Raw genomic sequence first — 13,480 nt, forward strand, 5'->3', positions numbered from 1 at the left:
ATTCAAGGGCGTAACACTTGCGCCCATTCTCTGGCGACGACGCCCTTTCATGTCCGACACGCTGCTGCTGATCGAAGATGACCGCCCTCTGGCCGCGCTGACCGCCGAGTTCCTGCGCGCCGAAGGATTTACCGTGGCGGTGGAACATCGCGGCGACCGCGCGGCCCAGCGTATACGCGACGAACAGCCGGCGTTGCTGATCCTGGATGTAATGTTGCCGGGCATCGACGGCTTCACGCTGTGCCGACAGATTCGCGACCAGTACCCCGGCTTGATCCTGATGATGACGGCGCTGGACGAAAACGCCGAGCAATTGACCGGGTTCAACGTCGGCGCGGACGATTATGTGGTCAAGCCGGTCGACCCGCTGCTGTTGCTGGCCCGGATCCGCTCGTTGCTGCGGCGCCATCCGCAAGCCCCGCGTGCGTATTACCAGTGGGGCACGTTTCGATTGGACCTCGGCAACCATTTCGCCTGGCTCGATGAGGTGCCCTTGCAGTTTTCGGTGGGCGAGTTCGACTTACTCACGATCTTCGCCCGCCATTGCGGGGTGTTGCTGACCCGGGAACAACTCCTGCAAAGCCTGCGTGGCCTGGAATACGACGGCCTCAATCGTTCCGTGGACATGCGCGTCTCGCGCCTGCGCAAGAAGCTGATGAGCCTGGATTGCCCGGTGACCATCCAGACCATCACGGCCCAGGGCTATCTGTTTGTCGAAATCCCGCAAGGCGCCCGGCATGCTCTCTAAAGTGCGGCCCTGGATGGCGATCGTGGCGGGCACCAGTTGGGGCGCGTTGACCCTTTATTTGTTGTGGCTGTGCGCCAACGCCTCGGTGTTCGTCGGCGAATACAGCTTTTTGCGCTTGATGGCCGGGCCGGGCTACCTGGTGGCGGAGCAGCTCAAGCCCTTGCCGGCCGAGCAGCGTGAAGCGCGCATGGACGCGTTGCGTGCGCGCTTCCAGTACCCGATCAGCCTGGTCAAACTGGACGCGATCGAACTGCCGCCCGAAGCCCTGATCATGCTCAAACACCAACAACCGGCGCAGAGCAGCGATGAAGACATCACTTACTTTCCGCTCGACGACACTACCCTGATCCAGTTCGGCCCGATGTGGGGAACGGCTGAGGTCAAGGACCTCCTGCAATTCCCGGTCTATGGCATCACCGCGTGCGTGGCCGGCCTGCCCCTGGTGCTTTGGATGTGGCTGGGTCTGCGCGCACGTCGCCAACGCAGCGCCGATGTAGAAGCACTTAATGCCTGCCTGGGCACCCTGGCTCGCACGCCCAACGCCATGCTGCCGGCCATGGGCAAGGAATGGACGCCGTTGCTGCAAACCGTGCAACAACATGCGCAGGACATTACCGCCATGAGCGAGCGTCACCGAGAGGTGTCCCAAGCCGTTTCCCACGAACTGCGCACGCCTCTGGCACGAATGCGTTTCGCCTTGACCCTGCTGAGCAAAAGCGACGATCCCCTCACGCGCACGCGCCTGCAGGAACGCTTGCAAACCGATGTGGAAGAACTCGAAGCCCTGGTCCGCGCCAGCCTGGCCTTTGCCCGGATGGCCGGTGCGCCCACCGACCTGCAGCATGAACCCATTCCAATCCGTGACTGGCTGCATCAGGAGTTCGCTTTGCTCGACGGGCACCATCGCCGCCTGAGCCTGGAGACGGATCCGGCGGATCTGCAACTGATCGGCGACCGCGCCTTGCTGCATTTGATCGTGCGCAACCTGTTGAGCAACGCCATCACCTATGCCCGCGACCAAGTGCGCGTCAGCGCTGCCTGCGAAGATGAGCACCATCTTGTGCTACATGTGGACGACGATGGCCCTGGCATCCTCGCCGAAAACCGCGAAAAGGTATTCGAACCGTTTGTGCGCCTGGCCATGGGCGGTGATGAGCCCGGCGGTTTCGGCCTCGGCCTGGCACTGGCCAAGCGCGCGACCCAATGGCATCGCGGTGAATTATGCGTTGCGCGCAGCCCGCTGGGCGGTGCACGTCTGACCCTGATCCTGCCCCTACGCCCCCAGTAACCAGCGTGTTACAGCCTGTGACAGTGCACCGCTGGCATTTTCCGTAATCTCGCCACCTGATCCAGGAGAGCCCCTGCACCCTGGGTCCCGTCCTTTGGATCCGGTTGGAGAGCCCGTTCATGCGTCCCCCCAAGAAACAGTTGCCCACGTTGATGCTGTCGCTGTGTATCGCCGCCAGTTCACTGCTGGCCTGCCACTGGGGGCGGCCCATACCCAGCACAACCGCACATGTGCCTACCGAAGAGCCTTTCGACAGTGCGACTGCACCGTGGTCCGCTGCACGTGTGCTCTTTATCGGCCAACCCACCCTGGCCCGCGGGATGACGTTCAAGAAGCTATTGCGACGACGCGGAATCGGCTGAGTGAGAAGTCGCCCATAAAAAAACCCGCCTGCATCACTGCAGGCGGGTTTTTTATTAGCCGGGTAAGGCTGGCTTACATCATGCCGCCCATGCCACCCATGCCGCCCATGTCTGGCATACCGCCGCCAGCTGCGCCTTCAGCCTTCGGCTTGTCAGCGATTGCAGCTTCGGTGGTCAGGATCAGACCGCCGATGGAGGCTGCTGCTTGCAGCGCGGAACGGGTTACCTTAGTAGGGTCCAGGATGCCCATTTCGATCATGTCGCCGTAGACGCCAGTCGCAGCGTTGTAACCGTAGTTACCTTTGCCGTTCTTGACTTCGTTGACCACAACGCTTGGCTCGTCGCCGGAGTTGGCAGCGATTTGGCGCAGTGGTGCTTCAACAGCGCGACGCAGTACGGCAATACCGACGTTCTGGTCAGCGTTGTCGCCGGTCAGGTTGGCCAGGGCTTCCAGAGCACGGATCAGCGCAACGCCACCGCCAGGTACCACGCCTTCTTCAACGGCTGCGCGGGTTGCGTGCAGGGCGTCTTCAACGCGGGCTTTCTTCTCTTTCATTTCAACTTCGGAACCGGCGCCAACCTTGATCACTGCAACACCGCCGGACAGCTTGGCCAGACGCTCTTGCAGTTTTTCACGGTCGTAGTCGGACGAAGTCTCGGCAACCTGGGCACGGATCTGGGTGATGCGAGCCTGGATATCCTGCTCAACGCCAGCACCGTCAACGATGATGGTGTTTTCTTTGGAGATGGTCACGCGCTTGGCACTGCCCAGGTTTTCCAGGGTAGCGCTTTCCAAGCTCAGGCCGATCTCTTCGGAGATAACGGTACCGCCGGTCAGAACGGCGATGTCCTGCAGCATGGCCTTGCGACGGTCGCCGAAGCCTGGAGCCTTGACGGCTGCGACTTTAACGATGCCACGCATGTTGTTCACAACCAGAGTCGCCAGGGCTTCGCCTTCAACGTCTTCGGAAACGATCAGCAGTGGGCGGCCGGCTTTGGCAACGGCTTCCAGTACTGGCAGCATTTCGCGGATGTTGGAGATCTTTTTGTCAACCAGCAGGATCAGCGGGCTGTCCAGCTCGGCAACCATGGTTTCTGGCTTGTTGACGAAGTACGGGGAGAGGTAGCCACGGTCGAACTGCATGCCTTCAACAACCGACAGTTCGTTTTCCAGGCCAGTGCCTTCTTCAACGGTGATCACGCCTTCTTTGCCGACTTTTTCCATGGCTTCGGCAATGATGTCGCCGATGGAGCTGTCGGAGTTGGCGGAGATGGTGCCTACCTGAGCGATAGCCTTGGTGTCAGCGCATGGCTTGGACAGGTTTTTCAGCTCGGCAACGATAGCGATGGTCGCCTTGTCGATACCGCGCTTCAGGTCCATTGGGTTCATACCGGCAGCGACGGCTTTGTAGCCCTCGTTGACGATGGCCTGAGCCAGGACGGTAGCGGTGGTGGTGCCGTCGCCTGCGTCATCGTTGGCACGGGAGGCAACGTCTTTGACCAGCTGCGCGCCCATGTTTTCGAAACGGTCTTCCAGTTCGATTTCTTTTGCTACAGAAACGCCGTCCTTGGTGATGGTCGGAGCGCCGAAGCTCTTCTCGATGATCACGTTACGGCCTTTCGGGCCCAGGGTCGCTTTTACTGCGTCAGCCAGGATGTTGACACCGGTGAGCATTTTCTTGCGGGCGGAATCGCCGAATTTAACTTCTTTAGCAGCCATGATCGATAATCCTTAAATACTTTGGAGTAACGGGAAAATGAACGGGGGAATCAGCCTTCCAGTACGGCGAGAATCTCGTTCTCAGCCATGACCAGCAGGTCTTCGCCGTCAACTTTCACAGTGTTGCTGCCGGAGTAAGGGCCGAATACAACCTTGTCACCGACTTTAACGGCCAGAGCACGCACTTCACCGTTTTCCAGGGTTTTGCCTGGACCCGCAGCGACGATCACACCGTGGTTGGCTTTTTCAGCAGCCGAACCTGGCAGAACGATACCGCCAGCGGTTTTCTTTTCTTCTTCGCTACGACGGATTACGACGCGGTCGTGCAGAGGACGAAGCTTGCTCATTGTCGATCTCTCCTAATTGTGTTTTTCATCGGCCGGTGTCAATACCGGCGGGGTGTATTCCGGCTGTGCCGGTCGCGCCTCGCCAAGCAAGACGCGGAAGTCTGTCTGGTGTCGCCACCAGAAACCTTGCGGTGACCGTTACATAAGGGCGCATAAGCTTATTACAAGGGGCCGTGGCGTAATTTTTTTGCGTGTGCCGACGACTGAAAGCAGCACGGCACCCAGAGGTGCCGTGCCAGCTAAGCGGTTATTTGCTGTCGCGGTGCTCGAACTCACCTTCGATCACATCACCTTCACGCCCCAGCGGCTGGCGCGGGGCCGGACCGCCACGGGGTTGCAGGTCATCGGCGAACGCACGCTGGCGAATCGCTGCCTCTTCGGCGCGCTGGCGCATCTTGCCTGCCAGCAATTTGCGGGTAAACGGCAGCAACATCACCAGGCCGACCACGTCGCTGATGAAACCTGGCAGGATCAGCAGGCCACCGGCCAGGGCCATCATCAGGCCTTCAAGCATGGTTTGCGCGGGCAGTTCGCCCCGGTTAAGGCTTTCACGGGCACGCAGCGCCGTGGCCAGGCCGGCGACGCGCAGCACCAGAACGCCGAGCATCGAGCCGAGAATGATCAGCAACAGGGCCGGGAAAAAGCCGATCGCACTGCTGACTTGAACGAATACGAACAGCTCCAACACCGGGAACAGCAGAAAGAGCAACAAAAAAGGGCGCATCAAATGGTTCCTCAACGCAAGAATGCCTTGCCAGTCCACCTTAGATGACGTCGCCGTTTCGTGAATTCAAGCGTCAGCGGCTTCTTTTTTCGGCCAAACCTCGGCGTGAGCCAATGAAACCAAGGCTTCGCGCACTTGTGTCGGCGTGTTGCAAGACTCCGCAAACGGCAACCAATATAAGGATTGGCCTATACGCAAGTGCATGCCTTCGCTGTCGATACCGGCCAACTGGGCAGGCTCGGAAGTCGGCAAACCGGTGAGGTCGACGTAATGGGCAATGGCCTTGGTGTGATCGCTGTTCATGTGTTCGATCATGCTGCGCTCGGCCTTGCCCGCAAACGGGTTGGCCAACGTCAACTGATCGACCCAGTGAATCGCGCCAAAACCACCGATATATCGGTGACGCACCGGCTTGAGCACCCAGAAGTCGAAATCGTGAGCCTTGTGGTAGTTGGCTGAATCGGGGAAGTAGCGGTAATAACGCTCGGCCGCCGCCTCGATGGCAGCGCCCTCCTCCAGTTTTTCGGCTTCAGCCAGGTAGGTCAGGCGCCCGACGGCCTGCACGTCATCCGCCTCGCGCTCACCCACCAGCAGCGAACACTTGGGGTCTTTCTGCAGGTTGTGAGTATGTTGGGCGATGCGGCTGATCAGGATCAGCGGGCGGCCCTGCTCGTCCAGGCAATACGGCACTACCGAGCCGAAAGGGAAGCCGGGCATGGCTTTGGACTGTGTGGCGAGAGCCCCACGGTATTCCTTGAGCAACAGCTCTCGGGCGTTCTTGGCAACCTGTGCGCTCAACGTATGACTCCTCGGGTATTCAGCCGCTCCATGACCTATGGGCCTATGGGCCTATGGGAATGAATCTCAACGCAAGGTAATCATTATCGGCAAAGGTTGCCAAGCAGGTTTTGTACGCCCGTGTTACCAGGCCACGCCAAAGCCTGCGGTATAGCGGGTTTTGCTCAGGCTGCTGTCTGAGTCTCCACTGATAACGTCGCGTTCGGCCTTGAGGTTGAGCGACGCCCACTCGGTGACCTTGTAGCGCAGGCCCATTTCTGCGTCCAACGAGTATTCCGCAGGACCGCCGATGGGCTTGCCCACTTCGCCGTTGGTGAAGAACTCGACGGTCTTGCCCACCAGGTAGCGGTTGTAATTCCACTTCATGGCCAGGGAATAGAAGTTGTCCTTGCCGCCGTCGGCGTATTCATAGTCGGTGCGGTTGACCAGCGAGCCCAGGGAGAACGCGCCCAACTCATCGTCCCAGAACTGATAGCCCGGGCCCGTGCCGACGGTGCGCTGACGGGACAGGTCTTCAACCTTGTCGCGCTTGTAGGTCAAGCGCCCCTGCCAGAACCAGTGCTCGGTCAGGAAACGGTCGAGGTCGTATTCCAGGGCCCAGTTGTCGGTGGTGGTGACGTCGTCCTGGAACTCGCGGTTGTACTCGCCCTGCCCGGTATGGCGCCATTGACCATGGCGGGCGGTGGTCTTGAAGTCGATGTCGTAGTCGTTGGTGTCTTTATCGGCGCGTTTATAGTCCAGCGCCATGTCTACATTGCCCTTCCACACCAGGTCTTCAACCACCGGCTTGGGCTTGATGATCTGCTGGATGCTGGCCAGTTCGACGGTCTTGGGCGCTTCGCCGTTGGCCAGGACCACTTTGCCATCGTCCGCCGCTTTCAGGGACTTGGCCTTCTCGCCGGTATAGGCGTCCTGCTTGACCAGCAGTTCCTGGTCGCTCTCCAGGGTTTTCACCTGTTTCCAGTCTACCGGGATGGCGCCTGCGTAATCGGTTTGGATCAGCAGCTTGCCACCGTCGAAGACCTTGATCTTGCCCGTCAGGCGGTCACCGTTTTTCAACCAGACGGTATCGGCCAGCAAAGGCGTGGAGGCGCTGAAAACAGCGAGGCACAGCAGGGTTCTGGACAGCATAAGCGGATAAGGAGCTCAAGGTTGGCGAAAAAGGGCGGTTATCGTGTTAGATAGCTAGGACTGACTCAAGGATTTATGTTGAGTTCAATTCTCACCAGCACACTTACAGACCTTTCCTACAATTGTGCCGTCGGTATCAATGGATATGCCTACCGTGAATCAGCCCGCCGAAACACCACAAAGCCCCGCCGAAATGCGCCGCACCGCGCTCTACCTGACCCTGGCCCAAGTGCCCGCAGGCTGCGTGGTGAGCTACGGTGAGCTGGCCCACTTGGCGGGGCTCGGGCGTGCGGCGCGCTGGGTTGGCCGTACGCTAAGCCAGCTTCCCGAAGACACCAAGCTGCCCTGGCACCGCGTGCTGGGTGCCGGCGGTCGGATAAGTCTGCCGGTGGGCAGTGCCTCGGGTGACGAGCAACGCGCGCGTTTGCGCGATGAAGGCGTCACTGTCCGCAACAATCGCGTTGATATTCAGCGCCATGGCTGGCGCCCGGTAGAGCACAGCGGTTAGAGTGCGCGCTTTGTTTCCGCAAATCTGAGGCAGACTCCAGCCCATGCCCCGTAAAACCTGGCGCGCCGCGCTCGCCGCCTATGCCAGCCCCTCGACGTTAGTCCTGTTGTTGCTCGGCTTTGCCGCCGGCCTGCCTTACATGTTGGTGTTCTCGACGCTTTCAGTGTGGTTGCGCGAAGCCGGTGTGGCGCGCGAAACCATCGGCTACGCGAGCTTGATCGGTTTGGCGTATGCCTTTAAGTGGGTGTGGTCGCCGCTGCTCGACCAATGGCGCCTGCCGTTGCTCGGCAAACTCGGGCGCCGCCGTTCCTGGCTGGTGCTGGCCCAGTCGCTGGTGATCCTCGGATTGATCGGCATGGGTTTTTGCGACCCGCAGAAACACTTGTCCTGGCTGATCGCTATCGCGGTCATCGTTGCCTTTGCGTCCGCCACCCAGGACATCGCCGTCGACGCCTATCGCTTGGAAATCGCCGACGACAGCCGCCAGGCTGCTCTGGCCGCCAGCTACATGTCCGGCTATCGCATTGCAGCCCTGCTCGCCACAGCGGGCGCACTGTTTTTTGCCGAAGGTTTCGGCTCCACCGGCTTCAACTATAAACACTCGGCCTGGACCGGCACCTATGTGCTGTTCGGGGTACTGATGATCCCGGCGCTGCTGACCACCTTCTTCATGCGCGAACCGAATGTGCCACTGCGCACTCAATTGCAGGCCGGGCGCTACAGCTTTGTGCATCAGTTGGTTTCGGTGTTTGTACTGATCGTGTTGCTGGTGTCGGTGCCGGCCATGTTCACCCAACTGTTCAACACTGACTTCGAAAGCGTGCTGTTCCATGGCATGAGCCTGTGGGACTTGCTGATGGAAGACCGCGCATTCCTGCGGGCCATCCTCTATATAACGCTCACCACCCTATGCCTCTCGGCCATGGGCCGCCGTGGCCTGGCGCCGGTGCTGACGCCGGTCAATGACTTTATCCTGCGCTACCGCTGGCAGGCGTTGTTGCTGCTGGGGCTGATCGCTACCTATCGCATGTCCGACACCGTGATGGGCGTGATGGCCAACGTGTTCTACATCGACCAGGGCTTCACCAAGGACCAGATCGCCGGGGTCAGCAAGATCTTCGGCCTGATCATGACCTTGCTTGGCGCCGGCATGGGCGGCCTGCTGATTGTGCGTTTCGGCATCCTGCCGATCCTGTTCATCGGCGGTGTGGCCTCGGCTGGCACCAACCTGCTGTTCGTGATGCTCGCCGACATGGGCCCTGACCTGCAGATGCTGATCTTCACCATTTCCCTGGATAACTTCAGCTCGGGGCTGGCGACCTCGGCATTCGTAGCCTACCTTTCCAGCCTGACCAACCTGAAGTTCTCCGCCACCCAATATGCGTTGCTCAGCTCGATCATGCTGTTGCTACCGCGGCTGATCGGTGGGTATTCGGGGGTGATGGTGGAGAAGTTCGGCTATCACAATTTCTTCCTGATCACCTGCATGCTGGGTGTGCCGACGTTGCTGCTGATTGCGCTGCATTGGTTTCAGGAGAATCGGCGAATTCGGTTGAATCCACCGCAGGAAGACTGACACACATGCTTTTGTGGTGAGGGAGCTTGCTCCCGCTGGGGTGCGAAGCAGCCCCAAAAGCCGGCTCCAGCTGCGCTGTCGAACGGGAGCAAGCTCCCTCACTACAGACATCCCTACATTCTGATGCCTGTACGGCGGCAGTTTGCGCCCGTACAATCCAGAGTCATTTCAAGTCCAAGCAACCGACAACGGCCTACCATGCGTACCAGTCAATATTTGCTCGCCACACAGAAAGAAACGCCTTCCGACGCGGTCGTGATCAGCCATCAGCTGATGCTGCGCGCCGGCATGATCCGCAAACTGGCCTCCGGCCTGTACACCTGGCTGCCCATGGGCTTGAAGGTGATGCGCAAGGTCGAAGCCATCGTTCGTGAAGAAATGAACGCTGCCGGCTCTCTGGAAGTGTTGATGCCGAGTACCCAACCGGCTGAACTGTGGCAGGAATCCGGGCGCTGGGAAGAGTACGGCCCTGAGCTGCTGCGCTTCAAGGATCGTCATGGCCGCGACTTCTGCGCCGGCCCGACCCACGAAGAAGTGATCACCGATCTGATGCGCAACGAGCTGAGCAGCTACAAACAGCTGCCGCTGAACCTGTATCAGATCCAGACCAAATTCCGTGACGAAATCCGTCCACGCTTCGGTTTGATGCGCGGCCGCGAATTCATCATGAAGGATGCGTACTCGTTCCACGCCGACCAGGCGTCACTGCAGGTCACCTACGACCGCATGCACCAGGCCTACTGCAACGTGTTCACGCGCCTGGGCCTGAAGTTCCGTCCGGTTGAAGCGGACAACGGCTCCATCGGCGGCGCCGGTTCCCACGAATTCCACGTACTGGCCGAGTCCGGCGAAGACGATATCGTGTTCAGCAACGGCTCCGACTACGCGGCGAACATCGAGAAAGCCGAAGCCGTGCCACGGGAAACCTCCCGTCCAGCACCGGCTGAAGAGCTGCGCCTGGTGGACACACCTGAGACCAAGACCATCGCGGCCCTGGTGGAAAAATTCAATCTGCCGATTGAAAAGACCATCAAGACCCTGATCGTGCGCGCCGAAGAAGAAGGCAAGCTGATCGCCCTGGTGATCCGTGGCGACCACGAACTCAACGAAATCAAGGCGGCCCAGCAACCTGGCGTGGCCAGCCCGCTGGTCATGGCTACCGACGCCGAACTGCGTGACGCCATTGGCGCCGGCGCAGGTTCGCTCGGCCCGCTGAACCTGCCGCTGCCGATCATCATCGACCGTTCGGTCGAGCTGATGAGCGACTTCGGCATCGGCGCGAACATCGACGACAAGCACTACTTCGGCGTGAACTGGGAGCGTGACCTGCCGGTTCCGACCGTGGCCGACCTGCGCAACGTGGTGGCCGGTGACCCAAGCCCGGATGGCAAGGGCACCCTGGAAATCAAGCGCGGCATCGAAGTCGGGCACATCTTCCAGCTGGGCAACAAGTACAGCAAGGCGATGAAGTGCGAAGTGCTGGGCGAGAACGGCAAGCCGATCACCCTGGAGATGGGCTGCTACGGCATTGGCGTATCGCGCGTGGTTGCCGCTGCCATCGAGCAGAACAACGATGAGAAAGGCATCATCTGGAGTGACGCCCTCGCGCCGTTCCAGGTGGCTCTGGTGCCGCTGCGTTATGAAACCGAGCAAGTACGCGAAGCCACCGACAAACTGTATGCCGATCTGACGGCCGCCGGTTTTGAAGTGTTGCTGGATGACCGGGACAAGAAAACCAGCCCGGGCATCAAATTCGCCGACATGGAATTGATTGGCATCCCGCACCGGATCGTGGTCAGTGACCGCGGCCTGGCCGATGGCAATCTGGAATACAAGAGCCGGACCGAAGCCGAAGCCCAACCGTTGCCGGTGGCTGACGTGCTGTCTTTCCTTCAGGCGCGTATTCGTCGCTGAAAACCAGATCAAGAGAAGTCATGTTCAAGCGAAACACCAGAGCCCTGGGGGGCGCCGCCTTGTGCGGTGCCCTGCTGGTCAGCGGCTGCGCCAACCAGATGTCGCAACGCAGTGAGCACGAGGAGCGGGTCGAGCGTAAGTTGCTCGACCACAGCCTGCAGATTGATGTAGGCGAACCCAAAGTGCTGGAGCTGCCGCAACGCCGGGTCCGCATTCACGAACAGAAGACCTTCGAGGTCACCGAGTTCGAAGTCACCCGTCGTTACGACCGCTACACGCCCTACCAGCCCTGGCGCAAACTCTATGAGATGCCTTTGGGTGCCGTAGCCCTGGTGGCCGGCGCGGGCGCCAATGTGGTGAACGTATTCGCCCTTGGCAACCTGCCGACCAGTGTGACGCGTGACTGGCTGATCTACGGCGTGGACGGCCTAAACCCGTTCATGAACGTGCAGTCCCACGGCCGTGCGCAACAGAACCTGGCGGGTATTGATGAAGTCCAGCGCGACAAGCGCGTGGAGTATTCGAGCCTGCCCTGGAGCGAACGCCCGGTGCAAGTTACCGCCGGCAAGCAAGTCCATGAGCTGACCACCGACCGTAATGGCGTATTGCGCCTGAACCTGTTGGACAGCCCGTTTGCCGAGCAGGACCTGAACCGCGTCACGACCTTGAAGATCAGCGTGGAAGATGGCCAGGACGACGTGCATTCGGACTCCACGCTGGCGGTCAGCAGCACCTTGCGCAATAAGTTGCTGGAAGCCCACGGACTGATCTACGACGACCTGGAAGATGACGAAGTCAGTCAGTGGGTGCATAGGGTCAAGCGCTTGTCTGAACTGGGCCTGGAAGAAGAAGCCAGCGAGCTGGAGCAAAGCCTGATCGAACTGACCCGCAATGATCCCGAGTTGCAGCAGGAATTCCTGCAGGCGTTGACCAAGGATGCGGGGCGTCTCGTCGCAGATCCAGGCGCACGCTGAACCTTGTAGGAGCGAGCTTGCTCGCGAAAAACGTCAACGATGACGCGGGCATTCTGAATGAACGCGGTGCCGATGCGTTCTTCGCGAGCAAGCTCGCTCCTACAGAGGGGTAAATAGCTCCAATTGCTCGTTACCACCACTCAGGTCCAGCAACCGCACCCCAATCCCCAGCAACCGCACCGGCTTCCCACCGCGGTTAAACGCTTGCGTCAGCAGTTGCTGATAACTCTCCAGATCCCGCCCTGCCCCCGCCTGCTCCAAGGTGGTCTGGGTAAAGTCATGAAATTTCACCTTAACGAACGGCTTGCCTGCCCGGTAACTGCTGTCGATGCGCGCCATGCGTCCGGCCAGGGTTTCCATCAGCTCGGGGAGTTTGGCCAGGCAACTTGAGAGATCCGGCAGGTCCACGTCGTAGGTATTTTCCACACTGATCGACTGCCGGCGACTGTCGTTCTGCACCACGCGGTCATCGATCCCACGGGCCAGGCTCCACAGCCGCTCGCCAAAACTGCCGAATTCGCGCACCAACGCCAGCTTGTTCCACTCGCGCAACTGCAGGCAGTCTTCGATTCCCAGGCGCGCCAGTTTGTCCGCCGTGACCTTGCCCACACCGTGCAACTTGCTCACGCGCAACTGCGAGACGAAGTCTTCAACCTGGTCCGGGGTGATCACGAAGAGTCCGTTGGGCTTCTTCCAATCACTGGCGATCTTGGCCAGGAACTTGTTCGGCGCCACGCCGGCGGACACGGTGATGTGCAACTGGTTGGAGACACGCCGGCGAATATCCTGGGCAATACGCGTGGCACTGCCGCCGAAATGCGGGCTGTCGGACACGTCCAGATAGGCTTCATCCAGTGACAACGGCTCGATCAGGTCGGTGTAGTCGCGAAAGATGGTCTGGATTTCCTTCGACGCTTCCTTATAGGCATCCATGCGCGGCTTGACGATGGTCAGGTCCGGGCACAGCTTCAAGGCATGGCGTGACGACATGGCCGAGCGCACGCCATAGGCCCGCGCCTCGTAGTTGCAGGTGGCGATCACCCCGCGCCGGTCGGCCGAGCCACCCACCGCCAGCGGTTTTTGCGCCAGGCTCGGGTCATCGCGCATCTCGATGGCGGCGTAGAAGCAATCACAGTCGACGTGGATGATTTTGCGCTGCGTCATATAAACGGGGGTGTGTACCTACGGGTGGCCAGTATCGCATTCACACCTGTATATAGCACCAGTAGTTTGATTCTTCCGCTTGAGCGGTAGGAAAAATCCCGGATGAATTTATTTTCTCAATCGAATTTTACCTGCTGATAGAGCTGAAACCCTCAGCCACACTGGGCTGGCGGGGTATCGAGAGGCCACCTTGGAGAGCTAACCGATTGAACCACAAGCGCTTTTC

Annotated in this window: 13 protein-coding genes; 7 read left to right on the top strand and 6 right to left on the bottom strand. The window is 59.9% G+C overall.

The window, feature by feature from the left end; translation table 11 throughout:
- The first annotated feature begins 49 nt into the window (after positions 1 to 49).
- From RB216_RS23805 to RB216_RS23815, 3 genes are all read left to right on the top strand, one after another.
- Positions 50 to 748, top strand: a complete 699-nt coding sequence (locus RB216_RS23805) for a response regulator (protein WP_308907970.1) — start codon at positions 50 to 52, stop codon at positions 746 to 748.
- Positions 738 to 2,036, top strand: a complete 1,299-nt coding sequence (locus RB216_RS23810; protein ID WP_308907971.1) for a sensor histidine kinase — start codon at positions 738 to 740, stop codon at positions 2,034 to 2,036. The genes RB216_RS23805 and RB216_RS23810 overlap by 11 nt, the downstream gene beginning before the upstream one ends.
- Positions 2,037 to 2,155: 119 nt before the next feature.
- Positions 2,156 to 2,398: a hypothetical protein gene (locus RB216_RS23815; RefSeq protein WP_308907972.1), complete on the top strand. Its 243-nt coding sequence runs from the start codon at positions 2,156 to 2,158 to the stop codon at positions 2,396 to 2,398.
- A 73-nt stretch (positions 2,399 to 2,471) separates the two neighbouring features.
- On the opposite strand, the gene groL is transcribed toward RB216_RS23815, so the two are convergent.
- The 5 genes from groL to RB216_RS23840 all read right to left on the bottom strand — a co-directional run bounded on the left by groL (position 2,472) and on the right by RB216_RS23840 (position 7,118).
- Positions 2,472 to 4,118: a chaperonin GroEL gene (groL, locus tag RB216_RS23820; RefSeq protein ID WP_028617795.1), complete on the bottom strand. Its 1,647-nt coding sequence runs from the start codon at positions 4,116 to 4,118 to the stop codon at positions 2,472 to 2,474.
- A 50-nt stretch (positions 4,119 to 4,168) separates the two neighbouring features.
- Entirely contained in the window at positions 4,169 to 4,465 is a 297-nt protein-coding gene (locus RB216_RS23825) for a co-chaperone GroES (protein ID WP_017846112.1), read from the bottom strand.
- Positions 4,466 to 4,712: 247 nt separating this feature from the next.
- Positions 4,713 to 5,189, bottom strand: coding sequence for an FxsA family protein (locus RB216_RS23830; RefSeq protein WP_016975517.1), 477 nt, complete (start codon positions 5,187 to 5,189; stop codon positions 4,713 to 4,715).
- A gap of 66 nt (positions 5,190 to 5,255) precedes the next feature.
- Positions 5,256 to 5,987 carry a HugZ family pyridoxamine 5'-phosphate oxidase gene (locus tag RB216_RS23835; protein WP_028617796.1) on the bottom strand — a complete coding sequence of 244 codons (732 nt, stop codon included), beginning with the start codon at positions 5,985 to 5,987 and terminating at the stop codon, positions 5,256 to 5,258.
- A 123-nt stretch (positions 5,988 to 6,110) separates the two neighbouring features.
- Positions 6,111 to 7,118 carry a DUF481 domain-containing protein gene (locus RB216_RS23840; RefSeq protein ID WP_025854818.1) on the bottom strand — a complete coding sequence of 336 codons (1,008 nt, stop codon included), beginning with the start codon at positions 7,116 to 7,118 and terminating at the stop codon, positions 6,111 to 6,113.
- Between the two features lie 145 nt (positions 7,119 to 7,263).
- Here RB216_RS23840 and RB216_RS23845 point away from each other — a divergent pair, with 145 nt between their 5' ends.
- The 4 genes from RB216_RS23845 to RB216_RS23860 all read left to right on the top strand — a co-directional run bounded on the left by RB216_RS23845 (position 7,264) and on the right by RB216_RS23860 (position 12,090).
- Positions 7,264 to 7,626, top strand: a complete 363-nt coding sequence (locus tag RB216_RS23845; RefSeq protein ID WP_016975520.1) for an MGMT family protein — start codon at positions 7,264 to 7,266, stop codon at positions 7,624 to 7,626.
- 43 nt (positions 7,627 to 7,669) lie between these two features.
- The gene (locus tag RB216_RS23850) at positions 7,670 to 9,202 is read left to right on the top strand and encodes an AmpG family muropeptide MFS transporter (protein ID WP_028617797.1); all 1,533 of its coding nucleotides are present in this window, start codon (positions 7,670 to 7,672) and stop codon (positions 9,200 to 9,202) included.
- A gap of 198 nt (positions 9,203 to 9,400) precedes the next feature.
- Positions 9,401 to 11,116 carry a proline--tRNA ligase gene (locus RB216_RS23855; protein ID WP_028617798.1) on the top strand — a complete coding sequence of 572 codons (1,716 nt, stop codon included), beginning with the start codon at positions 9,401 to 9,403 and terminating at the stop codon, positions 11,114 to 11,116.
- A gap of 20 nt (positions 11,117 to 11,136) precedes the next feature.
- The gene (locus tag RB216_RS23860) at positions 11,137 to 12,090 is read left to right on the top strand and encodes a hypothetical protein (protein WP_028617799.1); all 954 of its coding nucleotides are present in this window, start codon (positions 11,137 to 11,139) and stop codon (positions 12,088 to 12,090) included.
- Between the two features lie 99 nt (positions 12,091 to 12,189).
- On the opposite strand, the gene dinB is transcribed toward RB216_RS23860, so the two are convergent.
- Positions 12,190 to 13,254 (bottom strand): DNA polymerase IV, encoded by a 1,065-nt coding sequence (gene dinB / locus RB216_RS23865; RefSeq protein WP_068931555.1) that lies wholly within the window; start codon positions 13,252 to 13,254, stop codon positions 12,190 to 12,192.
- Between the last annotated feature and the right edge of the window lie 226 nt (positions 13,255 to 13,480).

Origin of the sequence: Pseudomonas canadensis (assembly GCF_030980095.1) — a bacterium.
GTDB classification, from domain to species: Bacteria; Pseudomonadota; Gammaproteobacteria; order Pseudomonadales; family Pseudomonadaceae; genus Aquipseudomonas; species Aquipseudomonas canadensis.